The following is a 24604-nucleotide window of genomic DNA, read 5'->3' as shown; positions in this document are numbered from 1 at the left end:
CCATCTGCCCACGTGTCCGGACGCTGGGGCAGATGGGATAACCCCGCGTTACATGGGGGCTGGGCCTACGCGGTCACGTGGTGCACGAAGCACCAGCGCCAGTCCTCGAGGGGCTCGGCGGACTGGATGACGGGATGGGTGGTCTCGCGGAAGTGGGCGGTGGCGTGCCGGCGTACGGACGAGTCGCAGCAGCCGATGTGCCCGCAGTCCAGGCACAGCCGCAACGACACCCAGGTGATGCCCTCCTCGACGCACTTCTGGCAGACCGGGCCGGGGTCCTGGTCGACCTCCTGCACCGGCCGGGCGTCGAGGTGGTCGCAGGAGGCGCCGGTGCTTCGCAACCGTGAGTACTCCGTCTTGAGCTCCTCGCGGCTGGTCTGCGCGACGTCGATCATCGACTCCTCGACGTCGAGCATCGCCAGCACCTCGGTGACCACGTCGCTGGCGACCTGGCCCGCGTCGCGCACCTCCAGGACCCGCCGGCGCTCGGCCTCGATCATCGCCAGCCTGACGCGGGCATACAGCTCGCTCGGGGTCTCGACGTCCGCCTGGGTGCCGAGTCGCTCCCAGGCGGCGAAGTTGCGCTGCTCGATGCGCTGCTTGACCAGCTTGACCACGCCCTGGGTGTCGTCGTACTCGATGTCCTGCAGCACCTTGAAGCCGGCCTTCGATGCCTGCTGGAGCAAGGTGGCGCGGGCCAGTGCGTCCTCCATCGGGTCGGGCGCCGGTACGCGCAGACGACGCGCCAGCACGGGAAGGGTCAGGCCCTGGACGAACAACGTGCCGGCCACGACGGTGAACGCGATCAGCAGCAGCACTTCGCGGTACTCCGTGCCGGGCTCGATCACGAAGGCCGCCGCCAGCGTGACCACGCCGCGCATCCCCGCCCAGCCCAGGATGAAGGTGAACGTCCACGGCGGTCGCATGCCGGTGATCGGATCGCGCCCGGGACGCACCAGCAGGTAGCGCGCGAAGAACACCCACACCAGCCGCATCACCACGCAGCCCAGCAGTACGGCGGCGCACACGGCGACGATCCGACCGGTCGAGAGCGAGCTGTTGGAGACGTCGTCGATGATCCAGCCGGCCTGGAGGCCGATCAGCAGGAAGACGGTGTTCTCGAGGACGAAGGCGATCGTGCGCCAGTTCATCCGCTCGGCGATCCGCGACTGGGCGGTCTGCACGATCGGCGCCTTGTGTCCGAGCAGCAGACCGGCGACGACGACGGCGATCACGCCGGAGGCCTCGATCTTCTCCGCCGCGATGTAGGCGCCGAAGGGCACCACGAACGAGATCGCGGTGTCCAAGACCGGATCGCTGATCAGCTTGCGCAGCTTGGCCACGATCACGAACACGACGAACCCGACCAGGCCGCCACCGAGGGAGGCGACCAGGAAGTCCGCTCCCACGTGCATCGCGTCGACGCCCTGGTGGTCGACGCCGACGCCCGTGGCCGCGAGGGCGGTCCGCAGCGCGACCAGCGCCGTGGCGTCGTTCAACAGCGACTCGCCCTCGAGGATCGTCACCACGCGCCGTGGCAGCCCGATGCGTCGTGCCACCGCTGTCGCGGCGACCGCGTCGGGGGGCGCCACCACCGCACCGATCGCGATCGAGATCGCCCAGGAGATGCCTGGGATCATCGAGTGCACGATGACGCCGACGCCCAGCGTGGTGAACACGACCAGCCCTACGGACAGCAGCAGGATCGGCCGGCGGTTGGCGTTGAAGTCGACCAAGGAGGTCTGGATCGCCGCGGCGTAGAGCAGCGGCGGCAGCAGTCCCAGCAGCACGACCTCGGACTCGAGGTGGATCTCGGGAACGCCCGGCACGTAGGACCCGACCACTCCCGCCGCGATCAGCAGGAGCGGCGCCGGGAAGTCCAGCCGATCAGCCAGTGCCGTGAAGGCGAGCACCGAGACAGCCAGCACGACGAGCAGTACCGCGACTTCCACGGCCCCATCTTGTCCGATTCGTCAGTACTTCCTACGAGGCGCCCACCCGCAGGACCACTGACGAATCGCGGGTCAGGCTGGTTCCGCGACCCAACGCATCGGGTCGCCCCAGCCAAGCCCCTCGATGCCGTGCTTGGCGAAGGCCAGCACCACCAGGGTGCGGCGGTGGGCGGCGAAGGTCAGCACGTGCGCGATCATCCCGCCGTAGGTGAACACCTCGGCCGGCTCGCACAGCGCGTCGACGAACGTGTCCCCGATCCGGCCGGCGTCGGCGACGTCGCGGACGTGGGAGAGGTACGTCGGGCCCTCGACCGCCAGACGCTCGCGCATCGAGCTCAGCGACTCGTGCTCCTCGACCGACCAGTCGTAGTCGCGGGTGGCCATCGCGGCGTTCCACATGCCCATCTGGCCGATCAGCCTGCTGAGCAGGGAGCGGATCGACTGCCGGTCCTCGTCGACGTTCAGCTCGATCGCCTCGTCGAGCTGGTCGTCGGAGAGGCGTTCGGCGAGCCGAACCATCTCTCCGGTGAGCCAGATGTGGTGCTCGACCATCTTCGTGAGCAGTTCCATGGGAGTGACCTCGTCTCGTGCGGGCAGGCGGATGCTGCCGGGTGGGTGGAAGTGGACGCCGCTGGGCGCGGCGATCTGGAGGTGGCCGGGCTTCTTGCGCCAGGTGGCCGGGGTCTCGCCGTACGCCTGCTTGAACGCCCGGGTGAATGCCTCGTGCGAGCCGTACCCCGCCTCGACGGCGACGTCGAGGAGCGGAGCGCGGGTGGTGATCATCCGGTACGCCGCCCGCTCCAGCAGGATGCGCCGGCGGAAGGCCGCAGGTGGCTCGCCCGCGACCGCCTTGATCATCCGGTCGAAGTGGAAGCGCGAGAAGTGCAGCCGCATCGCGAGCTCGTCGCCCGATGCCCAGCCGTTCGTCTCGTGGTCGTCGAGCACCTCGGCAAGCGTGTCGACGAAGGCCACGAAGGTGTCCCGAGCGATCGTCATCGTGGCCATGCCCCCATCGTGCTGGCGCGCCTCGCGGGCGGCTTGATCACTGTTGCGCGAGTGCCCTGATCCGCTGGTCGAGCTCGCGTCGGTTGTCGCGACGCACCCTGACCTCGACCACCTCGATGCCGCCGTTGGGCGAGGCCAGCGCCTGCTCGAGCTCGGGCAGTGACTCGACCCGCCAGTGCGGGGTGCGGGTCGCGGCGCAGAGCGCGGCCAGGTCGACGCCGTGAGGAGTCCCGAACAGCCGGTCGAACCGGTCGGCGTGGGCGGACGCGCCCTGCTCCAAGGTGGCGAAGATCGAGCCGCCGTCGTCGTTGACGACCACGATCGTCAGGTCGGGCTCGGGGTCGTGCGCGTCGTGGACCAGCCCGTTGACGTCGTGGAGGAAAGTGACGTCTCCCAGCAGGGCGAAGCTCCGGGTCGAGTCGCGGCCGAGCGCAGCTCCGATCGCCGTGGAGACCGTGCCGTCGATCCCCGAGAGACCGCGGTTGGCGATGGTCTTGCGACGCGTGCCGACGTCGTAGCGCGGCACCATCAGGTCGAGGTCTCGCACCGGGTTGGAGGCGCCGACGACCAGCAGTCCGCCGGCCGGGAGCGCGCGGGCCACCGCGCCCGCGACGGCGTACGGCGTGACCTCGCCCTCGGCGGCCAGCAAGCGGTCGAGCGCGTTGCCCGTCTCCGCGTCGGCGGCCTTCCAGCGGTCGAACCAGTCGCTGTCGTCTGCGTCCTCCACCTCCGGCCAGGCATCGAGACGGGCATCGAGACGGGCATCGAGACGGGCATCGAGATGGGCAGCGACCGGGAACGGGCGCTCTCGCCACGCGCCGCGGCTCGCCACCGACAACACCTCGACCTGCTCGCGCTGGAGCAACCGTGTCACCGGCCGGCTCAGGGTCGGGTGCCCGAAGACGACCACTCGCTCGATCTCCTCGCCGAGTGGTCCGCCGAGGAGCAGCCGGTAGGTACGGATCGCCGCGTCCCCCGTCCTGCTCCCGCTCGTCGGTTCGGCCAGCAGCGGCCACCGCCCCTGCTCGGCCAGCACTCGCGCCGGTGGCCCCGCGTCGTCGCCGGCTACGACGACGGTTCGCGGGCCTTGGACGATCACCGCACCGGAAATTTCTGGTGCTCGAGGCCCCTTTCTCGAAGCCGTCTCGACAAGCTCGACCACCGAGGAGGGATCCCATCGATCACTCGGAACCAACGGCTCGTCGAGCTGGACGTTCAGGTGCAGCGGACCTCCGCCGAGGCCAAGGGCGGTGCGGGCCACGTCGCGGTCGGCGGGGCCCAGGTCGACGTACGGCACCAGCGGACCGAAGATGCCGACCTGGTCGGTCGTCTGGTTGGCGCCCGTACCTCGCAGGCGGGCAGGACGGTCGGCCGTGACGGCCACCAGCCGCACACCAGCATGGGCGGCCTCGAGCATCGCCGGGTGCAGGTTGGCGACGGCCGTGCCCGATGTGCAGATGACGGCGGCCTGGCTGCCGACCTTGGTCAGGCCGAGGGCGAGGAAGCCGGCCGAGCGCTCGTCGATCCGGGTGTGCAAGCGCACCAGGCCGGCCTCCGCCGCGTCGAACGCCGCAAACGACAGGGGCGCGTTGCGCGACCCGGGCGCGACCACCACCTCGCGGACGCCCGCGCCAACCAGCGCCGAGACCACGGCGCGGGCCAGCTCGGTGGAGGTCATGTCCGCGGGGTGGGTCATGACGACTGATCCTGTACGTCGAGCAGCCGGGCCCGCCAGTGCGCCTCGCGATCCGCGGCAGCAGCCGCCCGCCCGAGGCGCGTCCGGCTGACGGCGGGGACGCGCACCGGCAGATGACCGTCGACGGGGACGAGCGGCTCGTCGACCAGGTCGTCGGCGAGCATGCCCGAGGTGGCCAGACCGCAGGCAAGGTCCAGCTCGGGCAGTGCCGCCGCCAGGGCCACCCCCGCGGCGAGCCCGACCGAGGTCTCCAGCGCAGACGACACCACGACCGGCAGGCCGATCTCCTCGGCGATCCGCAGGCAGGCGCGCACGCCGCCGAGTGGCTGCACCTTCAGCACCGCTACGTCGGCCGCCTCGAGATCGCGCACCCGGTAAGGATCCTCGACCCGGCGAATCGACTCGTCGGCGGCGATCCGCACCGACGTACGTCGCCGCACGACGACCAGGTCCTCGACGGCGGCGCACGGCTGCTCGACGTACTCGAGCCCGCCGGCGGCGCGGTCGAGCACGGCGATCGACGACACGGCCTCGTCGATGTCCCAGGCACCGTTGGCATCGACGCGGATGCGGCCCTGGGGCCCGAGCGCGTCCCGCACGGCCTCCAGGCGGGCCTGGTCGTCGGCCAGGCGAGCACCCGGATCGGCGACCTTGACCTTGGCGGTGCGGCACCCCGACCGACTCACTAGTGCATGGGCGTCCTCGGGGGAGACGACCGGCACGGTGACGTTGACCGGAACCCGATCCCGCACCGGCTCAGGCCAGTCGCCGGCGGCCGCCTCGAGAGCACAGCGCAGCCATGGGAGTGCCTCTGTGGAGTCGTACTCCAAGAACGGGCTCCACTCACCCCAGCCGGCCTCGCCGCGCAGCAGCAGCCCTTCGCGCACGGTGATCCCACGGAACCGCACCCGCATCGGGATCGACCACACGACGACGTCGGCGAGCTCAGGCATCGGCGCCCCGCAGCGTTCGCCGGTCGACCTTTCCGTTGCGCAGCAAGGGCATCTCGTCGAGCAGCCGCAGCTCGCGCGGTGCCCACGACCGCGGATGCACCGCGGAGACCCAGTCGCGAAGGTCGTCGAGCGTCACGTCACCGACGACCCAGGCCACGACGCGCTCACCCCACTCGTCGTCGGGCAGGCGGCCGACGTCGACGGCGGTGACCCCAGGGTGCTCGCGCAGGCGCGCCGCGACGACCCCCGTAGGCACCTTCACGCCCCCGGAGATCACCATGTCGTCGAGCCGGCCCAGGACGTGCAGGCGGCCGTCCTCGTCGAAGCGCCCCGCGTCCGCCGTGAGGAACCACCCACCGACCAGGACCTCGTCGGTCAGCTCCGGGTCGCCGTCGTAGCTGTCGAACAACGTCGGCCCGCCTATCCGGATCCGTCCGTTGGGCCCGATGGCGACCGCCACACCGTCGAGCGGCAGCCCGTCGTACACGCAGCCACCTGCTGTCTCGGCCGAACCGTAGGTCGCGATGGCACGGATCCCCGCCTCGCGCGCCCGGACGCGCAGCTCCTTGTCCACGGGACCACCGCCGACGAGCACGGCCGCGCAGTCGGCCAGCGCCCGCAGGTCCTCCGGTGATTGCAGGGCACGGCTGAGCTGGGTCGGCACCAGCGAGACGTACGGCGAGCCGCCAGCCGCAGCCACAGCGGCGGCGAGCGTGCCGTGGTCCTCGAGCAACACGGGCCGATGCCCTGCCACCAGTGACCGGCACACGACCTGGAGTCCCGCGACGTACGTCGGCGGTAGCGCCAGCACCCACGGCCCTGCACCGCCGACCCGAGCGACCGTCCCACGGACAGAGGCCAGCACCGCGCGACGGGAGAGCACGACGCGTTTGGGCTGCCCCGTCGAGCCCGACGTCTCGACGACGACCGGCGCCGGCTCGGTGGCCGCAGCGAGCCAGGCGTCGAGCTCGTCGACGGTCGGAGCGAAAAGCATGTGACGAACGCTAGCGACGCTTGCCAGACTCGAAGCGATGCCCACCTGGATCGAGCGCCTCCTCCCCCCGAACCCGATCGCGCGCCGACTCTCCTTCCAGTCGATCCTCTTCGCGATCGGCCAAGGCGCCTTCCTCACCGGCAGCGCTGTGTTCTTCACCCACATCGTCGGTCTCAGCGCGGCCCAGGTCGGCTTGGGCCTGACGATCGCGGGCCTGGCGTCCTTCGCGCTCGCCGTCCCGTCGGGGCGGCTCGCAGACAAGGTCGGCACCAAGCGGCTATGGGCGATCACGTCGTCCATCGACGCCGCGCTGTTCCTCGTCTGGCCCTGGCTCGAGGGCTTCGGCCAGTTCGTCGCGATGGTCGTGGTCCTCGAGGTGGTCGGCACTGCGGGCTACACGGCGTTCGGTGCCTACAGCCTCAACGTCTTCTCGCGCGAGGACCGGGTGCGGTCGCAGGCGTTCATGCGCAGCGCCCTCAACATCGGGTTCACCATCGGTGCGCTGATCGGCGGCCTGGCGCTGGCGACCAACAGCGACTCGGTCATCCGCTGGATGCCGGTCCTGCCGGCCTTGGTGCTCGCGGTCAACGCGTTCCTGATCACCCGCCTGCCCGATGCGGAGGGCGAGGTCGAGGCGACGAGCGACGTGGAGGCACTCGCGGACGCGCCCAAGCGCACCAGCGTGCTGCGCAACCGCGGCTACGTCGCGATGTCGTTCTTCGACGGAGTCCTCGGCACCAACCAGGTCCTCCTCAACGTGGTGATCCCGCTGTGGCTGGTGCAGGAGACCGACGCTCCGCGCGTGTTGCTGGCCTGGCTGTTCGGCACGAACACGGTGCTCGCCGTACTCCTGCAGGTCCCGGCCTCACGCGGCTCCGAGACCGTGAACGGGGCGCTGCGCGCGGCCCGCATCAGCACCGGCTTCATGGTGCTGTCGTGCTTCGTGGTGATGGTCACCCACGACACGCTCGGGTGGACGACCATCGTGCTGGTGTGGCTGGGGCACGTGACGGTCACTGGTGCCGAGCTGTTCGAGTCGGCCAGCCACTGGGGGCTCAGCTCCGAGCTGTCGGAGCCGGCGCGACGCGCCGAGTACCAGGGAGCCGGGCACGTCGGCGGCACGCTGGGCTCGGTCTGGGCACCGGCGCTGTTCACGTTCCTGGCGATGGAGTGGGGCACCTCGGGGTGGCTGGTCATCGCCGCCATCGTCACGGTCGCGGGCATCGGCATCCATCCGGCTGCCCGAGCCGCCGAGCGCTACCTGGTGACCCGCGCCCCGCAGTCCGCCGAGAGGCCTGCTTGAATCCCTGGTCGTGACGACTCCCGGCCCGACTCCCGGCCCGACCCCGGGCCAGTGGCTGGCCGGCGCACGACCCCGGACCCTGCCAGCAGCGGTCGCGCCGGTGCTCGCGGGCACCGGTGTCGCGGCCTACGACGGTGACGCGGTGTGGTGGAAGGCGGCACTGGCCCTGGTGGTCAGCCTCGCCCTGCAGGTCGGGGTGAACTACGCCAACGACTACTCCGACGGCGTGCGCGGCACCGATGCGGACCGGGTCGGCCCGATGCGCCTGGTGGGCTCCGGCGTCGCCACCCCGTCGTCGGTGAAGACGGCTGCCCTCGCGGCGTTCGGTGTGGCCGCGGTCGCGGGGCTCGTGCTGGCGGCGACCACCGCGTGGTGGCTGGTCCTCATCGGCGCCGTCTCGGTCGCTGCCGCCTGGTTCTACACCGGTGGCTCGAAGCCCTATGGCTACCTCGGCCTCGGCGAGATCATGGTCTTCGTCTTCTTCGGCCTCGTCGCGGTGCTGGGCACGCAGTACGTCCAGGCCGAGACGCTGACCCTCGGCGGCCTCTACGCCGCGTGCGGCATCGGCGCGCTGGCCTGCGCCATCTTGGTGGCCAACAACCTGCGCGACATCCCGACCGACCGCGTCGCCGGAAAGCTGACGCTCGCCGTGCGGCTGGGTGACGCACGCACGCGTGCCCTCTACGTGCTCCTGGTGCTGGCCGCTCTCGTCGCCCTCCTCGGCATCGCCCTCGAGACCTCGTGGTGGGCCCTGCTCGCCGTGGCCTACCTACTGCCTGCCGCACGAGCGACGACGGTCGTACGCCGTGCGACCGGCCGCGACCTCGTGCCGGCCCTGCAGCTGACGGGAGTCGCCGAGCTGGTCTACGGCCTCGGACTGTTCGTCGGCCTTGTCGCTGGTTGAGGTTCGAGCTTGCGAGCCTCGAAACCCCCCGTAGTCTCGGACCATGTTCTGGTTCCTCGTGCTCCTCGTCATCGCCGGCGTGGTCGCCTATCGCTACCGTGCGCAGCTGATGGCCAAGATCCTCGGCCAGCCGCAGTCGCGGATCGAGCGGCGGCTCAACCAGCGCAAGCGGTAGGCACCAGCCACCCGACGCGTCAGTCGGCGTCCTCGCGCGCCTTGTGCGCCTCGAAGGCCGCCGCCGCACGACGAGCACGCTCATCGACGCGCCGCGCGAACGACTCGCGTTGACGGTTGAGCAGGAAGTACGACGCGACGCCCGAGAGCGCCAGCGAGATCACCATCACCCACATCAGCGGAGCGTCGTCGGTGAACGCCAGCCAGATGCCGGCGACCACCGCCACGGAGGCCAAGAAGAGCAGCGCACGCAGCCCGGTGTAGATGACGAACTCCTTCACGGGATCAGCGTAGATGCCGACCACCCGGGTCCTACTCTTGAGTCGTGTTCAAGGTCCTGGTCCTCGTCGCCCTCTTCGCGCTCGCGACCTACTGGGTCGTGCGGACCATCCAACGGACCGGCGGCCCCTCTGCGGGTCGGCTGCCCGGGCGCCCCCAGGGCCGCTCCCACCGTCCCCCGGCGCGTCCCGTCGCCCCCGACGACGACATCGACTTCCTGCGCGACCTCGACCGCAGGCGCAAGCACCCCGACGACCCCGACGCGCTCGGCGGTTGAGGCTCGGATCTCGGTTTCGAGGCTCGCTCCGCTCGCACCTGAACCACCGAGCCACACCTCACCCGTAGTAGCGCTTCCGGGCAGCGACTGCGTTGGCGTGGATCGCTCTGAGCTGGGCGACGGAGACCTCGTAGGCCGGGGGCAGCGGAGTGCGGCCCGCGTCACCGGCGCAGGTCCGGTAGGTCCGCCACAACGCGGCGAGGTCGTCGCGCACGGCGGCGTAGGCGGGGTCGTCGTACACCGAGCGCAGCTCGAGCGGATCCTTGGCCAGGTCGTAGAGCTCGCTCTCGCCCGTGGAGTAGCGGAAGTAGGCGTATCGGCCGGTGCGCAGCCCCATCTCGGTCAGCGCGCCCGGGAAGCCGCCGAGCTGGTGCGGCAGCTTCTGCGCACCTTCGGTGACGACCGGCACCTGCCACGGCCGGTCCTCGGCGAACAGCGGGACCATCGAGGAGCCGTCGACGTCGGGCAACGTCGCGGAGCCGAGCTCGAGGATCGTCGCCGTCACGTCGATCGTGGTCGCCGGCGACTGCCGCACACCGTGCGGGATGCCGGGTCCGGCCATCACGAGGGGCACCCGTAGCGACTCCTCGTGGGGCTTGATCTTCCCCAAGCGCTGGCGGTGCTCGCCCATGAAGTAGCCGTTGTCGGAGGTGAACACGATGACGGTGTGGCGGAACTGGCCGGTCTGCTTCAGCGTCCGGACGATCTTGGCGAACTGCCTGTCCCACGCGAACAGCGCCTCGGCGCGCTGCCGCTGCACCTCCAGCAGTCGTGGTCGCTCGGGCCGCTCGAGATCGGGCAGCTCCCTGAAGAACTCCGGCTTGTCGCTGATGTTGCGCTCGCTGGGCCGCCGGCCCGGGCGAACCCCGAGGGATCGCGTGATCACGTCGTCGAACCGGCCCTTGACCCAGCGCGGTCGGGCGGGAGTCTTGAACAGGGACTTGGTGCCGCGTGAGGTCCGGTACGACGGGGGGTCGTCGCTCTCGGCCGGCCCGCCGAAGTGCGGTGCCACGGGTGTGGCCCAGATGAACCACGGCCGGCCCGCGCCGTCGTACTTCCGCACCAAGCCGCTGACCTCGTCGCCGACGACGACCGAGGAGTAGGTGCCCCGGTTGCCGGTGACCTTCCCGTTCACGTTCTGGGTGAACGCGTTGTAGTTGTAGGTGCCGCCGCGGTAGGGCGAGCCGGCCGGCCAGCGCTTCTCGATGCTGACCATCCAGTCGGTCCAGCCGTCGGGGACGTAGGTCGCCGAGGGGCCGCCGGTGACCTTCGAGAGCTGCTTGCCGTAGCCGTTGAGGTACTTGCCGACCAGGGCTGTCTGGTAGCCGGCCTCGTTGAGCGCCGTGCCGACGGTGAGGTGGTCGTCGAAGGCCCCGAACCCGTAAGGCGCCTCATGGGTGTAGACGCCGTGGTTGTGGGAGTACTTCCCCGTGAGGAAGGACGCCCTCGAGGGGCAGCACAGCGGGTTGGGCGCGAAGGAGTTGGTGAAGCGCAGGCCCCGGCTGGTGACGTACTTGCGCACGTTGGGGGTGAAGCGCAGCTCGTCCCAGCGCATGTCGTCGGTCGTGACGACCAGGATGTTGGGCCCGTCGTTGGCCGGCAGGTCGGCAAGGGCGACCACGGCCGGGGTGCGCGTCGAGGCGGCCCGCGCCGCGCGGTCTCCCCCGCCAGGTGATCCCGAGCAAGCGGTCAGGAGAGCCGCCGCAGCGAGCGTTGCGGCGAGCCCCCGGATCACTTGGCCAGTCTGCCTGAGGGGGTCACACCCGGCTGGGAGATCGAGGCGTAGCCGTGCTGGGTGTTGGTGGAGAAGTAGTTGATGCCGATGAAGTTGAACCACAACGTGGCCACGCCGAGCAGCGCCAGGTAGGCGGCGTTGCGGCCCCGCCAGCCGGCTGTCGCTCGCGCGTGGAGGTAGGCGGCGTAGACGACCCAGGTGATGAACGCCCACACCTCCTTGGGGTCCCAGTTCCAGTAGGACGACCAGGCCTGGTGCGCCCAGATCGGTCCGGTGATCAGCACCGCGAAGGTCCACACCGGGAACGCGAAGGCGTGCAGGCGGTAGGCGGCGCGGTCCAGAGCCGGCGGCTGCGGCACGCGGGACAAGAAGCCGACGCGCGTGTCGGGCCGGCGCTCCTTGACCAGGTAGAGCACCGAGCAGAGACCGCCGAGGGTGAAGGTGCCGGTGGCGATGATCGCCGAGACGACGTGGATCACCAGCCAGTAGGAGTTCAGGGCCTCGGTCAGCGGCGCGACCGGGTCGTAGAGCCAGATCACCGCGACCATCAGCAGGGTCAGCACGATCGCGACGACCAGGGGCGCCGCCCAGGCGAGCCCGAGCCGGCGCCGCGTCAGCAGGAACATCGCGGCGACCACGAAGGTGCCGGCGAGCGTGAACTCGTACATGTTGCCCCACGGCACCCGGTTGGGATCGGCGGCCATGCCGCGTCCGACGAGGGAGACGAGGTGGAGAGCACACGCCAGCGCGAGCAGCAGGAGCCCGAGTCGTCCGGTCATCTCCGCGCGGTACGACGGAGCCTCGGCGGCCGGTGGCTCCTGCGGGGCAGCCGGGGCACCTGCTCCGACAGCGACCCGGCTGGACGTCGTACGTTCCACCGGGACGTAGCCGGGTACGTGTCGCAGCGACGCCCACTGCACGAGGTAGGACAGCAGGGACAGGAAGTAGACGACGCCGGCGGCAGCGACGGCCTGGTTGCTGAGCGTCTCCCACGCCTGGTTGGTCACGAGTTCTCCTTCTCCGGTGCTAGGCCGGGCTGTGCTGGTCCGTGGGCCTGCTCGTCGAACTGTCGCAGACCGGCCACGACCTGCGACACCTCGGCCTCGACGTCACCCGCGGTCGACCGGTCCAGGCCGCCGACGTCGACGTGGGTGACGCCGCCCTCGGACACGTCCGCGCGCACCCACACACGTCGCGGCCGGATGAACAGGGACAGGAGCAGCCCGATCAGGGCGAGCACGACACCGCCCAAGGTGACGTGCATGCCAGGAGTGCGGCTGATCTGCAAGCGGGTCCACTCCGTGACGCCCTCGAAGGTGACGGTGCCGGCGCCGTTGGGCAGGTCGACGGTCATGCCGGGCTGGAGGTCGACGCGGAACATCGAGCCGTCGGCCTTCTTCAGCTGGGTCAGCTTGGACTTGTCGAGCTCGTAGATCGACTGGCCGTCACCGTCGTCCATGCCGAGGTCGCCGGTGTAGGCGAGCATCGAGATGGTGGGGTTCTTGGCCTCGCCCATCACGTTGACCGGGTCGCCGTTGACCTCGAGGTAGGTCGGGAAGAACAGCCCCTCGAGCCCGATCGGCTGGGGCCGGGCGTCAGGAACCTTGACCACGCCGAAGGAGCGGAAGCCCGCGTCCTCGGGCAGGAACGGCGTCGGCCCGCCGTAGACGAGGTCGCCGTTGCCGTCGCGGACCGTGATGACCGGTGCGTAGCCGTGGCCGATCAGGAAGACCTGGGTGCCACCGATGCTCAGCGGATGGTTGACCCTGAGGTCGTAGGTCTTGGCCGGTGCGTCGAGGTCCTCGTAGTAGGTCAGGTGGGCGTTGAAGCCGCGCGCCATGCCCTGACGCGGCCCCGAGTCGATCCAGTCGATGTCGAAGCGGTCGAGGGTGAACCTGAACGGCTCCATGGCGTCGGCGTCGAACAGCGATCCCGGGTCGAGGTCGTCGTACTGGGTCGGGTTGTTGGTGAACCCCGTGCCCACCGGCACGATGACGCCGCCCTTGTAGCCGAACAGGCCGCCGGTCGCGAACCCCATCAGTACGACGACCACGGCGAGGTGGAACAGCAGGTTGCCGGCCTCGCGCAGGTAGCCCCGCTCGGCGGCGACCCACGACTCTCCGGCGGTCGAGCCGGTCGAGACCCGTAGGCGGTAGCCGCGCTCCTTCAGCACGGCCGCCGCGCGGGCGAGCACCTCGCCCGGCGCCTCGTCGGTCTTGTAGTAGACGTGGACGGGCAGTCGCGACAGGTGCCGAGGCGCCGCTGGTGGCTGGGCGCGCAGCGCGCGCCAGTAGACGAGCAGCCGCGGGATGATGCAGCCGACCAGCGAGATCATCAGCAGCATGTAGATGGCCGCGAACCAGGCGGAGTCATAGACCGAGAACAGGCCGAGGCGGTCGTAGATCGGCGTCAGGTCGGGATGCTGGGCCTGCCACCGCGAGGTCTTGAGCGAGTCCACGCCCTCCTGCGGGATCACCGAGCCCGGGATGGCGGCCAGCGCCAGCAGCAGGAGCAGCACCAGCGCCGTGCGCATCGAGGTGAGCTGCCGCCAGCCCCAGCGGCCGAGCTCACGGGCGGTCAGCTCGCCCGTGCGCCGGTCGGGCGGCTCGGGTGCGTCGGCGTGGGCCTCGGGCAGGGTGGCGGTCACTGGTTCATCACCTGGGCTGTGCTCATACGGGCGTCTCCGTGCCGAGGATCAGGTGAATCTGCAGCCACTGCACCAGCGAGGTCCAGTAGCCGGTCACCAGCAGGAGGCCGACGGCGATGAGCATCAGCCCGCCGGCTCGCATCACCCACAGCTGGTGACGGCGTACCCAGCCGAAGGCGCGCAGGGCGCGGCGGTACATCAGGGCCGCGACGACGAACGGGATGCCCAGCCCGAGGGCGTAGACGCCGGAGAGCACGGCGCCACGGGCGGCGGTCGCCTCGTTCATCGACAGCGCCGTGATGGCAGCGAGCGTGGGACCTGTGCAGGGCAGCCAGCCCAGCCCGAACAGGAAGCCGATCACCGGGGCTGCGGCCAGCCCGACAGCGGGGATCTTGTGGATGCGCCACTCGCGCTGGGAGAAGTACGGCAGCCAGCCGGCGAAGGCCAGGCCCAGCAGGATCGTCAGGACGCCGAGGCCGAAGGCCAGCTCGTCGTTCCAGCGCACCAGCCAGGCGCCGAGGGCACCGGTCGCAGCACCGAGGATCACGAAGATGACGGCGAAGCCGAGGACGAACAGCAGCGATCCGGCGAGCATCCGGCCGCGGCGCTCGGCACCGAGGTCGGCACCCGACAACCCCGTCGCGTAGGACAGGTAGCCGGGCAGCAACGGGATCACGCACGGCGAGAAGAAGGAGACCAGGCCGGCGACCAGGGCCACGGGGAGGGCCAGCAGCAGCGACCCGGCCAGCGCCTGCTCCTGGAACCACTCAGCCATCGCCGGCTCCGTTCGCGGCCTCGTCGACCACGCCCTGGGCGAGGTCGACCAGGGTCTGCTGGGAGGGCAGCTGGCCGACGATGCTGGCCGCCACCCGGCCCTCGCGGTCGAGCACGACGAACGACGGGATCGATCGCAGTCCGAGTACTCCGGGGAAGGCGAGCAGTGCCTCGCCGTCGGGTTCGTAGAGCGAGGGGAAGTCCAAGCCGGCCCCGCGCGCGAACGCAGAGGCCTGGGCGGTGCTCGAGTCGCGCAGGTTGATGCCGACGAACTGGACGCCGTCACCCAGCGCCTCGGCGGCGCCGGCCACCCACGGAGCCTCCTTGCGGCAGGGCGTGCACCACGAGCCCCACACCGAGACGACGACCGGCGTGCCGCGGTAGTCCTCGATGGCCAGCGGGCTGCCATCGAGGTCCTCGCCCTGGTAGCTGATCGCATCGCCGCGCTCGGCGGCATCGACGGTCCTGACGACGCCATCGGTAGTGATGTAGCCCTTGTCGCCGGTGCCCTGGAGACCGTTGAGCCCGTCGCAGGCGGTGACGCCCATCAGGACGGGCAGACAGGCAGCCACCGCGAGCAGTCGTCGTCGCCAGCTCATCGTCCGGGCCGGAGCTCCTCGGGAGCACCACCGGCACTGAACGTGGCGTGCTTGTCGCCCACGGGGATCAGGTCACCGGCCGGCTCGGAGTAGGACACGCGGACCAGCCCGCGCTCGTCGAAGTGGAGGGAGGTCAGCGAGCACAGCGTGCACTGGCGCTTGCGCGGGTCGTGGAGGAACGGCCTGCGCTCCGCCGACAGCCGCGTCACCCAGATCGGCAGCTGGTGGGAGACCAGGACCGCTTCGTGCCCATGAGCTGCCACGCGGGCGTCGAGGACGGCCTCCTGCATGCGGGCGGCCACCTCGGCGTAGGGCTCGCCCCACGACGGCCTCAGCGGGTTGAGCAGGTGCACCCACATGGTCGGGTCGCCGAGGATGGCAGCGGCCCCACCGCCGAAGGACTTGCCCTCGAAGACGTTGGTCGACTCGATCAGCCGGGGGTCGGTCTGGACGCTGAGTCCGGTCAGCCCCGCCAACGGCTCGGCGGTCTCCTGCGCGCGCTCGAGCGGCGAGGAGACCAGGTGCACGACGTCGCGGTCCTGCAAGGTCTGCGCGACGCGCTCGGCCATCGCGCGCCCGAGCTCGGAGAGGTGGTAGCCCGGGCGGCGCCCGTAGAGCACGCCCTCGGGGTTGTGCACCTCGCCATGGCGCAACAGGTGGACGATCGTCTCGACCAAGGGGCTCAGCCTGCCTTCCGGGTCGCGGCGGCCGCCGCGGCGGCGGCCGGGAGCGCGTCGAGCACGGCCTGGACCGCACGGTCGTCATGGGCGCTGGAGACGAACCAGGCTTCGTACGCCGACGGCGGCAGGTGGACGCCCCGGTCGAGCATCGCGTGGAAGAACGCGGCGAACGCGGCCGTGTCCTGGCTGCTCGCCGCCGCGAAGTCGAGGACCTGCTCGTCGGTGAAGAAGACGGAGAACATCGTGCCGGCGGACTGCACGACGTGGGGGACGCCGGCCTCGGTCAGGGCCTTGCCGGCGGCCGTACGGATGGTCTCGGCGACCAGCGAGATCCGGTCGTAGACCTCGTCGGTGGCCAGCTTGAGCGTGGCGAGCCCGGCGGTGGTGGCGACCGGGTTGCCGGAGAGCGTGCCGGCTTGGTAGACGGGACCCTCGGGGGCGAGGTGGGCCATCACGTCGGCGCGCCCGCCGAACGCCGCGGCCGGCAGGCCGCCACCCATCACCTTGCCGAAGGTCATCAGGTCGGGCTTCCAACCCTCGCTGGCGCCGTCGAGGCCCCACTGGCCGAGCCTGCTGGCGCGGAAGCCGGTCATCACCTCGTCGCTGATGAACAGCGCGCCGTGGGCGGTGCAGGTCTCGGCGAGGTAGGCGTTGAAGCCGGGCAGCGGCGAGACCACGCCCATGTTGCCGGGTGCCGCCTCGGTGATGACGCACGCGATGCGGTCGCCGTGCTCGGCGAAGGCCGCGGCGACCTCCTCGCGGTCGTTGTAGGGCAGCACCAGGGTCAGGGCGGTCGAGGAGGCGGGTACGCCGGGAGTGCCGGGGAGGGCAAAGGTGGCCAGCCCGGAGCCCGCCGCGGCGAGCAGGGAGTCGACGTGCCCGTGGTAGCAGCCGGCGAACTTCACCACGACGTCGCGGCCGGTGAAGCCGCGGGCCAGCCGGATGGCCGACATGGTGGCCTCGGTGCCGGATGAGACGAAGCGGACCTTGTCGACCGGAGTACGACGGACGATCTCCTCGGCGAGCTCGACCTCGGGCTCGGTCGGGGTGCCGTAGGACGTGCCCCGGGAGACGGCTGCCGCGATGGCGGCCTGCACCTCGGGGTGGGCGTGCCCGAGCAGCAGTGCGCCCCAGGAGCAGACGAGGTCGACGTAGCGGTTGCCGTCGACGTCGGTGAGCCACGCGCCCTGCCCGGAGGCGATGAACCGGGGCGTGCCGCCGACCGCGTTGAAGGCCCGGACCGGGGAGTTGACGCCCCCGGGGGTGACCGCGCGGGCCCGCTCGAACAGGGCCTCGGAGCGGGTCGTCCGGTCGGTCACCGGCTCATTGTCCCCAACGTTCCTGAGGAGTTCACATCGGCCTCGCGACGGCTGAATCCGTCTTATCGTGTTCGAGCACGTAACCCGTGGGCAACTTCCCTCGTTGGGGAGGGTGCCACGGGGTGAGGGAAGCACTCCGGGTGGAAGACAGGAGGAGGGACGAGATGGGCACCGCCACGACCCCTGGCCAGCGGCCAGCACAGCTGCCGGCTCGGCTCAGCCGCCTCCAGAAGGTCGCCACCCTGGTCCCCCTGGCCGTGCTCTCCACCGCCGCGAGCATCGCCGTCGCCGGCGCCGGCTCGGCCGGCAACGCGGCAGCCGACGGCACCCTGCCCGACGGCAGCACCGTGCCCGCCCAGGCCATCGAGGCACCGGCCAGCGTGTCCACCCGTGCTCAGCTCGCACCCGGCGTGACCGGAGACCCCGACGATGCCCTCAGCAGCGCGGCCGTCAACGGGATCCCGAGCGCTGCCCTGATCGCCTACCAGCGTGCCGAGACCGTCATCAACGCCGCCGACACCTCCTGCCACCTGCCCTGGCAGCTGGTCGCCGCGATCGGCCGGGTCGAGTCCGACCACGGACGCATCAACGGCAGCCTGCTCGACGACTCGGGCGTCGCGACGCCGGCGATCTACGGCCTCCCCCTCGACGGGAGCAACGGCACGTCGGTGGTGGCCGACACCGATGACGGCCTGCTCGACGGCGACACCGCCTTCGACCGCGCGGTCGGCCCGATGCAGTTCATCCCGTCGACCTGGTCAGTGGTCGGCGTCGACGCCGACGGCGACTCCCAGCGCGACCCGCAAGACGTCGACGACGCGGCCCTGGCCACCGCGGTCTACCTCTGCTCCGGCGACGACGACCTGGCCACCGATGCCGGTCGGCGGTCGTCGGTCTACCGCTACAACCACAGCCAGGAGTACGTCGACCTGGTGCTGGCCTTCTACGCGGCGTACGTCTCGGGCGTCTACACCGAGGTGCCCAACGACGCCGGCGGCTGGCAACCACCTGTCGGTGGCCCGGGCTCCGGTGGGGGCGGCGGTGGCGGTGGCGCGAACCCGACCAAGGGTCCGCGGCCCTCCGGCGGTCCGTCGTCCGGGCCGACCTCAGGCCCGACCGACGGGCCGACCGGCGCCGGACCCACGGGCGCGCCCGACCCCACCGAGGACCCGACGCAGCTCCCGACACAGGAGACGACCTCGGCGCTGCCCACGATCCTGCCGACCGTGCTCCCCACGATCCTGCCGACCGACCTGCCGACCACGTTGTTGACCCCGATCCTGTCGCTGGCCGACGCGGTCGTTCAGTGCACGCTCCAGGGTCTGGTCGACAACCCGCTCAACAACAACGACGCCTTCGACCGCTGCGTCGACAACCTCACGTCCTAGCCGCTTGTTGAGGAAGGCGCGCAGCACCTGTCTCGAAACCCGGTGACGGGCCAGGCAACCTGCTCACTCACGAGGTTTCGAGACGGTTGCCAGCGCAACCTCCTCAACCAGCGATCAGGCGAGCAGACCCGCGGCCTCGGCGGCCCAGTAGGTGAGGATCACGTCGGCGCCGGCGCGGTGGATGGAGGTGAGGGTCTCCACGATGGCGGCCTCTCGGTCGATCCAGCCGTTGGCGGCGGCGGCCTCGACCATGGCGTACTCGCCCGAGACGTTGTAGGCAGCGACCGGCACGGGGACCGCGTCGCGGACCCGGCGTACGACGTCGAGGTAGCCGAGCGCGGGCTTGACCATCACCACGTCGGCACCCTGCTCCACGTCGAGGAGCGCCTCGCGCACGCCTTCGAGACCGTTGGCGGGGTCTTGCTGGTAGGTACGCCGGTCGCCGACCAACGACGACGCGACGGCCTCGCGGAAGGGACCGAAGAAGGCCGAGGCGTACTTCGCGGAGTAGGCCAGGATTCCGACGTCTTGGTGCTCGGAGGAGTCGAGGGCGGCTCGGATCACCGCGACCTGGCCGTCCATCATGCCGCTGGGCCCGACCATGTCGACGCCGGCGGCAGCCTGGGCTCGGGCCATCTCGGCGTACGCGGCAAGCGTGCGGTCGTTGTCGACGCGGCCATCGGGCGTGAGCACGCCGCAGTGACCGTGGTCGGTGAACTCGTCGAGGCACAGGTCGCTCATCACCGTCAGCGCGTCGCCGACCTCGGCGACGACGTCGGTGATGGCCAGGTTGAGGATGCCTGCCGGGTCGATGCCACCGGAGCCCTCGGCGTCCTTGGACTCCGGGATGCCGAACAGCATCACCCCGCCCAGGCCGAGCTCGGCCGCCTCGTGGGCTGCCTTCACCAAGGTGGAGCGGGTGTGCTGGACGACGCCGGGCATGGAGGAGACCGGCACCGGCTCGGTGGCGCCCTCGCGGACGAACAGCGGCAGCACCAGCTGGCGCGCCTCCACGCAGGTCTCGGCGACCATCCGCCGCAGCGCCGGCGTGGTGCGCAGGCGCCGCGGCCGGACCAGCGGACCCGTCACAGGGCCGACGACCCCGGTCACTTCCGGCGACGCCTCGCTCATGACTACTTGGCCGAGGCCTTGGTGCGACGTGAGGCGGGCTTGCGCTCCGACGGCTTGGCCACCGGCTGGCCGGCCTCGATCATGGCCAGCCGACGCGACGAGCCGAAGTCGGCGAGCGCGTCAACCAGCAGCTCGACGTCGGGCTTGGGCGCGAGTACGTCGACGCGCAGGCCGTGCTCCTCGGCGGTCTTGGCGGTGGCCGGACCGATCACCGCGATCACCGTCGAGGGGTGCGGCTTGCCGGCGATGCCGACCAGGTTGCGCACCGTCGAGGACGAGGTGAACACCACGGCGTCGAACTTGCCGGCCTTGATCGCGTCGCGGGTCGCCGCCGGCGGCGGCGCGGCACGCACGGTGCGGTAGGCCGTGACGTCGTCGCACTCCCAGCCCAGGTCGATCAGGCCGGCGACGAGGTTCTCGGTGGCGATGTCGGCGCGCGGCAGGAAGACCCGGTTGATGGGGTCGAGCAGCTCGTCGTACTCGGGCCAGTCGGCCAGCAGCCCGGCCGCGGACTGCTCCCCCGACGGCACCAGGTCGGCACGCAGACCCCAGGCCGCGATGGCCTGGGCGGTCTTGTCGCCGACCGCTGCGATCTTGAGCCCGGAGAAGGCACGCGCGTCGAGGCCGTAGTCCTCGAACTTCTCGCGGACCGCCTTGACCGCGTTGACCGAGGTGAAGGCGATCCACTCGTAGCGGCCCTCGACCAGGCCGCGCACGGCCTTGTCCATCTGGAGGGGGTTGCGCGGCGGCTCGACCGAGATCGTCGGCACCTCCTCGGGCACCGCGCCGTAGCCGCGCAGCCGCTGACCGAGAGCGCCCGCCTGCTCCTTGGTGCGCGGGACCAGCACCCGCCAGCCGAACAGCGGCTTGGTCTCGAACCACGACAGCGTCTCGCGCAGGTCGACGACCTCGCCGACGACGGTGATGGCCGGCGGGCTCATCCGCGCGGCGCGGGCGTCGGAGGCGATGCGGTCCAGCGTCGAGACGACAGTGGTCTGGTCGGTCGTGGTGCCGGCGCGGGTCATCAGCACCGGCGTCTCGGGCGAACGCCCGGCAGCCATCAGCTGCTTGGCGATGTCGCCGATGGAGGCCACGGCAGAGAGCAGCACGAGGGTGTCGCGGTCGGCGTAGTGGGCCCAGTCGACCTTGTCGCGGCAGGACACCACGGTCAGCTCGCGGTGGTTCTTGGTGGTCAGCGGGATGCCGGCGTAGGCGGGTACCGAGCCCAGCGAGGAGACGCCGGGCACGACCTCGAAGGCGAGGTCGGCCTTGGCGCAGGCCAGTGCCTCCTCGGGGCCGGAGGCGTAGAGGAAGGGGTCGCCGGTCATCAGGCGCACCACCCGCAGGCCGCGCTTGGCCTGCTTGACCACGACCTTGGCGCGGGCCGCGTGGGTCAGCGGCTGACCGTCCTCGCCGAACCCGCCGTCGACCAGCTCGGGGCCGGCCTCGCTCGAGGTCTGGCCGGTGCGCTCGCGGCGTAGGGAGTGGACCAGCCCCTCGTGGTCGGGGGACTCGGTGATCACCACGTCGGCCTCGCACAGGAGGTCGGCTGCCCGCACTGTCAGGAGGCCGGGGTCACCCGGCCCGCTGCCCACGAACGCCAGCCAGCCGCGCTTGACGGGCGCCTCGATCGGGCGGGCCTTCGACGTGGCGGCCTCGGAAGTGGTCTTGCCTCGAGTCATGCGCTACTGCCTTCTCACGTGTCCGCTGGTTGAGGAGGGGCTGATAGCGCCCGTCTCGAAACCTGCTGGCATTACTGGGGGTTCGGACAGGTCCGCGGCTCCCTCGGCGAGCATGTCGCGTGCGAGCCGTACGCCCAAATCGGCGGCGCCTTCTGGTGTCCCGGTGGCCGACATCCGCACCGAGAGGGCGCCATCGGGCGAGAGCGCGACGGCCCGGACCCACAGCTCGTCGCCGTCCTCGCCCTCGGCGATCTCGCCCAAGGCTCCGATCGGGGCGGAGCAGCCACCCTCGAGAGTCGCCAGGACCGCACGCTCGGCCGTCACGCAGGCGCGCGACGCGGCGTCGTCGAGGGCGGCGAGGGTCGCCACCAGGTCGTCGTCGGCTCGACACTCGACAGCCAGTGCACCCTGGCCCGGCGCCGGCAGGACCTGGAGCGGGTCGAGCACCTCGGTGACCTCGTCGAGCCGGCCGATCCTGGCCAGACCCGCGCGGGCCAGCACCACGGCGTCGTACTCCCCCGAGGCGACCTTGCCCAGCCGGGTGTCGATGTTGCCGCGGATGTCGACGATGTCGAGTCCGAGCCCGAGTGCGTGCAGCTGGGCGGCACGGCGTGGCGAGCCGGTGCCGAGACGGCTGCCGACGGGGAGCTCGCCCAGGGTCAGGCCGTCGCGAGCCACGACGACGTCGCGGGGGTCCTCGCGCAGGGGTACGGCGGCCAGGGCGATGCCCGGAGACGGTGCGGTCGGCAGGTCCTTGAGGGAGTGGACGGCGACGTCGACGCGCCCGTCGAGCAGGGCCTCGCGCAGGGCCGTGACGAACACGCCCGTGCCACCCATCGACGCGAGCGGCTGGGCGCTGCGGTCGCCCTCAGTGGTGACCTCGACCAGCTCGACGTCCTCACCGAGCAGCCGGGTGACGAGGTCGGCGACCAGGCGCGACTGGGTGGTGGCGAGCAGGGAGGCCCGGGTGCCGATGCGGATCATGGCGCGAGTCACGGGGCCAGGCCTCCCGGCCGGGTCACCGCGTCGACGGCATCGGGGTCGAGAGCGAACAGCTCGGCGAGCGCAGCGGCGTAGGACACCGCGCCCGTCTCGTTGGCCAGCTCCTTGACCCGGACCGTGGGCTGGTGGAGGAGCTTGTCGGCCACGCGCCGCAGACTCTGCAGCACCTCGTCGCGCGACGCGTCGTCGAGGTCGGGCAGCCGGGTGAGCAGGCGCGCCAGCTCGGCGTCGACGACCTCGGTCGCCATCGAGCGCAGCGCCACGACGGTCGGCGTGACGCTGGCTTGGCGACGAGCGTTGAGGAAGGCCGCGACCTCCTGGGTGACGATCTCGCGGACGGCGTCGACCTCGGCGCCGGCGTCGCTGCCGGCCAGGTCGTCGGCGAGATCGGCCAGGGTCACCAGGGTCACGCCCGGGAGCTCACCGACGCCCGGCTCGACGTCGTGGGGCAGGGCCAGGTCGACCACGTCGAGCGGGCGGGCCAGCGAGGCCACCATGTCGGTCGTCAGGAGCACACCGGTCGAGCCGGTGCAGGCGACGACCAGGTCGGCATCTTGGATCTCCTCGGCGAGGTCGGCCAGCGCTGCGGCCCGGACCCCGTGCTCGGTCGCCAGCCGGACAGCCCGGTCGGGGGTGCGGTTGACCACGACGATGTCGGTGGCACCGCGACGGGTGAGGGTCGCCGTGGCCAGCGAGGCCATCGAGCCCGCTCCGACGACGACGGCCTTGCGGTCCGTGGCGCCGTCGAACAGGTGCCCGGACACCTCCTCGACGCGGTCGAGGGCAGCCGAGACCAACGTGGGTGCGGCCTGGTCGATGGCCGTCTCGGCGTGGACCCGCTTGCCGACGCGAAGCGCCTGCTGGAACAGCACGTTGAGCGACGGCCCGATGGTGCCGTGCTCCTGGCCGCGGGCCAGCGCCTCGCGGGCCTGCCCCAGGATCTGGCCCTCGCCGACCGCCATGGAGTCGAGGCCAGCAGCCACCTGGAACAGGTGGGACACCGCGCCGTCGTCGTAGTGGACGTAGAGGTGGGGAAGCAGGTCCTCGGTCGCTCGACCGGCGCGCTCGACCAGCAACGAGGAGAGCTCCTCGACGCTGCCGTGGAAGCGGTCGACGTCGGCGTAGATCTCGAGCCGGTTGCAGGTGGCGATCACGGCAGCTTCGGTGACGTGCTCGCCGGCAGCGACGTCGCGCGTCAGCTTGGCGGCTCCGTCGGGGTCGACGGCCACGCGCTCGAGCAGCGACACGGGGGCGGAGCGGTGGGAGATGCCGACCACCAGAACACTCATGCCGGGGTCCCCGCGCAAGCGTGGGCGGAAGGAGCGAAGCGGAGGGACACCGCGGTCTCGTGGGGATGGCTCATGACGCGTTGGCCTTCCGCTGCTCGTGGTAGGCCAGGATCTGCAGCTCGATGGAGAGGTCGACCTTGCGTACGTCGACATCGTCGGGCACCGCGAGCACGACCGGTGCGAAGTTGAGGATGCTGCGGATGCCGGCGGCCACCATCCGGTTGGCGACGTCTTGGGCGGCCACCGCCGGGGTGGCGATGACGCCGATGGCCACGCCCTGCTCGGCCACGATCTGCTCGAGGTCGTCGAAGGGCCGCACGTCGACCCCGGCCACGACCTCCTGGTGGCGCTCGGGATCGGCGTCGAGCAGGGCCACGACGCGGAAGCCGCGGCTGCGGAACCCGGAGTAGTTGGCCAAGGCGTGCCCGAGGTTGCCGATGCCGACGATGACCACGGGCCAGTCCTGGGTGACCCCGATCTCGCGGGCGATCTGGTAGCGCAGGTAGTCGACGTCGTACCCGACGCCGCGAGTGCCGTAGCTGCCGAGGTAGGAGAGGTCCTTGCGCAGCTTGGCGCTGTTGACACCGGCAGCCGTGGCGAGCTCCTCGCTGGAGCAGGTCTCGGTGCCGGCATCGCTGAGGGTGACGAGGGCCCGCAGATAGACGGGGAGTCGCGCCACGGTCGCCTCGGGGATCTCCCGGGCGCTGTCGCTAGACGCTTTGGCGGTCACGGTGCTCTCTCCAGCCGGCGAGTTGACGCGCTCGCACGACCCGAACACTTTAAGCACTTTGTGAACGTGCGAACAAACCAGAAGAAGGGCG

General features: G+C 71.2%; 23 protein-coding genes. 5 read left to right on the top strand and 18 right to left on the bottom strand.

Translation table 11 applies throughout. The annotated features are described in order from the left end of the window. Nucleotides 1-65 precede the first annotated feature (65 nt). From ISU10_RS10745 to ISU10_RS10725, 5 genes are all read right to left on the bottom strand, one after another. Nucleotides 66-1952 (bottom strand): Na+/H+ antiporter, encoded by a 1887-nt coding sequence (locus ISU10_RS10745; RefSeq protein WP_194696388.1) that lies wholly within the window; start codon nucleotides 1950-1952, stop codon nucleotides 66-68. A 72-nt stretch (nucleotides 1953-2024) separates the two neighbouring features. Beyond that, nucleotides 2025-2957, bottom strand: a complete 933-nt coding sequence (locus ISU10_RS10740) for a helix-turn-helix domain-containing protein (RefSeq protein WP_228500468.1) — start codon at nucleotides 2955-2957, stop codon at nucleotides 2025-2027. A gap of 37 nt (nucleotides 2958-2994) precedes the next feature. Further along, the gene (menD, locus tag ISU10_RS10735) at nucleotides 2995-4653 is read right to left on the bottom strand and encodes a 2-succinyl-5-enolpyruvyl-6-hydroxy-3-cyclohexene-1-carboxylic-acid synthase (RefSeq protein ID WP_194696387.1); all 1659 of its coding nucleotides are present in this window, start codon (nucleotides 4651-4653) and stop codon (nucleotides 2995-2997) included. Further along, nucleotides 4650-5606, bottom strand: coding sequence for an o-succinylbenzoate synthase (locus tag ISU10_RS10730; protein WP_194696386.1), 957 nt, complete (start codon nucleotides 5604-5606; stop codon nucleotides 4650-4652). Before ISU10_RS10730 ends, menD begins: the two co-directional genes overlap by 4 nt. Beyond that, nucleotides 5599-6600 carry an AMP-binding protein gene (locus ISU10_RS10725; protein ID WP_194696385.1) on the bottom strand — a complete coding sequence of 334 codons (1002 nt, stop codon included), beginning with the start codon at nucleotides 6598-6600 and terminating at the stop codon, nucleotides 5599-5601. The genes ISU10_RS10730 and ISU10_RS10725 overlap by 8 nt, the downstream gene beginning before the upstream one ends. A gap of 37 nt (nucleotides 6601-6637) precedes the next feature. Here ISU10_RS10725 and ISU10_RS10720 point away from each other — a divergent pair, with 37 nt between their 5' ends. Genes ISU10_RS10720 through ISU10_RS23535 form a run of 3 tightly spaced genes read left to right on the top strand, consistent with a single transcriptional unit; the run spans nucleotide 6638 to nucleotide 8982 of the window. Beyond that, the gene (locus tag ISU10_RS10720) at nucleotides 6638-7903 is read left to right on the top strand and encodes an MFS transporter (protein ID WP_194696384.1); all 1266 of its coding nucleotides are present in this window, start codon (nucleotides 6638-6640) and stop codon (nucleotides 7901-7903) included. A 10-nt stretch (nucleotides 7904-7913) separates the two neighbouring features. After that, nucleotides 7914-8807 carry a 1,4-dihydroxy-2-naphthoate polyprenyltransferase gene (locus ISU10_RS10715; RefSeq protein WP_194696383.1) on the top strand — a complete coding sequence of 298 codons (894 nt, stop codon included), beginning with the start codon at nucleotides 7914-7916 and terminating at the stop codon, nucleotides 8805-8807. Nucleotides 8808-8850: 43 nt separating this feature from the next. Next, a complete protein-coding gene (locus ISU10_RS23535) occupies nucleotides 8851-8982 on the top strand; it encodes a hypothetical protein (protein WP_267239144.1) in 132 nt (43 codons plus the stop codon). 19 nt (nucleotides 8983-9001) lie between these two features. Here ISU10_RS23535 and ISU10_RS10710 read toward each other — a convergent pair whose 3' ends face one another. After that, complete coding sequence (locus tag ISU10_RS10710; RefSeq protein WP_194696382.1) at nucleotides 9002-9262, bottom strand: DUF4229 domain-containing protein; 261 nt, start codon at nucleotides 9260-9262, stop codon at nucleotides 9002-9004. A gap of 44 nt (nucleotides 9263-9306) precedes the next feature. Here ISU10_RS10710 and ISU10_RS10705 point away from each other — a divergent pair, with 44 nt between their 5' ends. After that, the gene (locus ISU10_RS10705) at nucleotides 9307-9537 is read left to right on the top strand and encodes a hypothetical protein (protein WP_194696381.1); all 231 of its coding nucleotides are present in this window, start codon (nucleotides 9307-9309) and stop codon (nucleotides 9535-9537) included. 58 nt (nucleotides 9538-9595) lie between these two features. On the opposite strand, the gene ISU10_RS10700 is transcribed toward ISU10_RS10705, so the two are convergent. Genes ISU10_RS10700 through hemL form a run of 7 tightly spaced genes read right to left on the bottom strand, consistent with a single transcriptional unit; the run spans nucleotide 9596 to nucleotide 17291 of the window. Next, on the bottom strand, nucleotides 9596-11272 hold the full coding sequence (locus ISU10_RS10700) for a sulfatase family protein (protein WP_194696380.1): 1677 nt from the start codon (nucleotides 11270-11272) through the stop codon (nucleotides 9596-9598). After that, the gene (ccsB, locus tag ISU10_RS10695; RefSeq protein ID WP_194696379.1) at nucleotides 11269-12279 is read right to left on the bottom strand and encodes a c-type cytochrome biogenesis protein CcsB; all 1011 of its coding nucleotides are present in this window, start codon (nucleotides 12277-12279) and stop codon (nucleotides 11269-11271) included. Before ccsB ends, ISU10_RS10700 begins: the two co-directional genes overlap by 4 nt. Continuing rightward, nucleotides 12276-13919: a cytochrome c biogenesis protein ResB gene (resB, locus tag ISU10_RS10690; RefSeq protein WP_370865138.1), complete on the bottom strand. Its 1644-nt coding sequence runs from the start codon at nucleotides 13917-13919 to the stop codon at nucleotides 12276-12278. Before resB ends, ccsB begins: the two co-directional genes overlap by 4 nt. A 22-nt stretch (nucleotides 13920-13941) precedes the next feature. After that, on the bottom strand, nucleotides 13942-14694 hold the full coding sequence (locus ISU10_RS10685; RefSeq protein WP_194696378.1) for a cytochrome c biogenesis CcdA family protein: 753 nt from the start codon (nucleotides 14692-14694) through the stop codon (nucleotides 13942-13944). Continuing rightward, on the bottom strand, nucleotides 14687-15292 hold the full coding sequence (locus ISU10_RS10680; protein ID WP_228500466.1) for a TlpA family protein disulfide reductase: 606 nt from the start codon (nucleotides 15290-15292) through the stop codon (nucleotides 14687-14689). Before ISU10_RS10680 ends, ISU10_RS10685 begins: the two co-directional genes overlap by 8 nt. Next, complete coding sequence (locus tag ISU10_RS10675) at nucleotides 15289-15969, bottom strand: histidine phosphatase family protein (RefSeq protein WP_228500464.1); 681 nt, start codon at nucleotides 15967-15969, stop codon at nucleotides 15289-15291. Before ISU10_RS10675 ends, ISU10_RS10680 begins: the two co-directional genes overlap by 4 nt. Nucleotides 15970-15974: 5 nt before the next feature. After that, complete coding sequence (hemL, locus tag ISU10_RS10670; protein ID WP_194696377.1) at nucleotides 15975-17291, bottom strand: glutamate-1-semialdehyde 2,1-aminomutase; 1317 nt, start codon at nucleotides 17289-17291, stop codon at nucleotides 15975-15977. Nucleotides 17292-17455: 164 nt separating this feature from the next. On the opposite strand from hemL, the gene ISU10_RS10665 reads away from it, so the two are divergent. Then, the gene (locus ISU10_RS10665; RefSeq protein ID WP_194696376.1) at nucleotides 17456-18679 is read left to right on the top strand and encodes a lytic transglycosylase domain-containing protein; all 1224 of its coding nucleotides are present in this window, start codon (nucleotides 17456-17458) and stop codon (nucleotides 18677-18679) included. 114 nt (nucleotides 18680-18793) lie between these two features. On the opposite strand, the gene hemB is transcribed toward ISU10_RS10665, so the two are convergent. The 5 genes from hemB to ISU10_RS10640 form a co-directional block, all read right to left on the bottom strand. After that, nucleotides 18794-19810 (bottom strand): porphobilinogen synthase, encoded by a 1017-nt coding sequence (hemB, locus tag ISU10_RS10660; protein ID WP_228500462.1) that lies wholly within the window; start codon nucleotides 19808-19810, stop codon nucleotides 18794-18796. Between the two features lie 2 nt (nucleotides 19811-19812). Then, nucleotides 19813-21492 (bottom strand): bifunctional uroporphyrinogen-III C-methyltransferase/uroporphyrinogen-III synthase, encoded by a 1680-nt coding sequence (locus tag ISU10_RS10655; protein WP_194696375.1) that lies wholly within the window; start codon nucleotides 21490-21492, stop codon nucleotides 19813-19815. Nucleotides 21493-21495: 3 nt separating this feature from the next. After that, on the bottom strand, nucleotides 21496-22476 hold the full coding sequence (hemC, locus tag ISU10_RS10650; protein ID WP_194696434.1) for a hydroxymethylbilane synthase: 981 nt from the start codon (nucleotides 22474-22476) through the stop codon (nucleotides 21496-21498). Nucleotides 22477-22484: 8 nt separating this feature from the next. Then, on the bottom strand, nucleotides 22485-23783 hold the full coding sequence (locus ISU10_RS10645) for a glutamyl-tRNA reductase (RefSeq protein ID WP_194696374.1): 1299 nt from the start codon (nucleotides 23781-23783) through the stop codon (nucleotides 22485-22487). 70 nt (nucleotides 23784-23853) lie between these two features. Further along, a complete protein-coding gene (locus ISU10_RS10640) occupies nucleotides 23854-24513 on the bottom strand; it encodes a redox-sensing transcriptional repressor Rex (protein WP_194696373.1) in 660 nt (219 codons plus the stop codon). Between the last annotated feature and the right edge of the window lie 91 nt (nucleotides 24514-24604).

The organism is Nocardioides agariphilus, assembly GCF_015352445.1.
In the GTDB taxonomy this organism is placed as follows: domain Bacteria; phylum Actinomycetota; class Actinomycetes; order Propionibacteriales; family Nocardioidaceae; genus Nocardioides; species Nocardioides agariphilus.
This window is presented reverse-complemented; position numbering and strand designations above follow the sequence as displayed.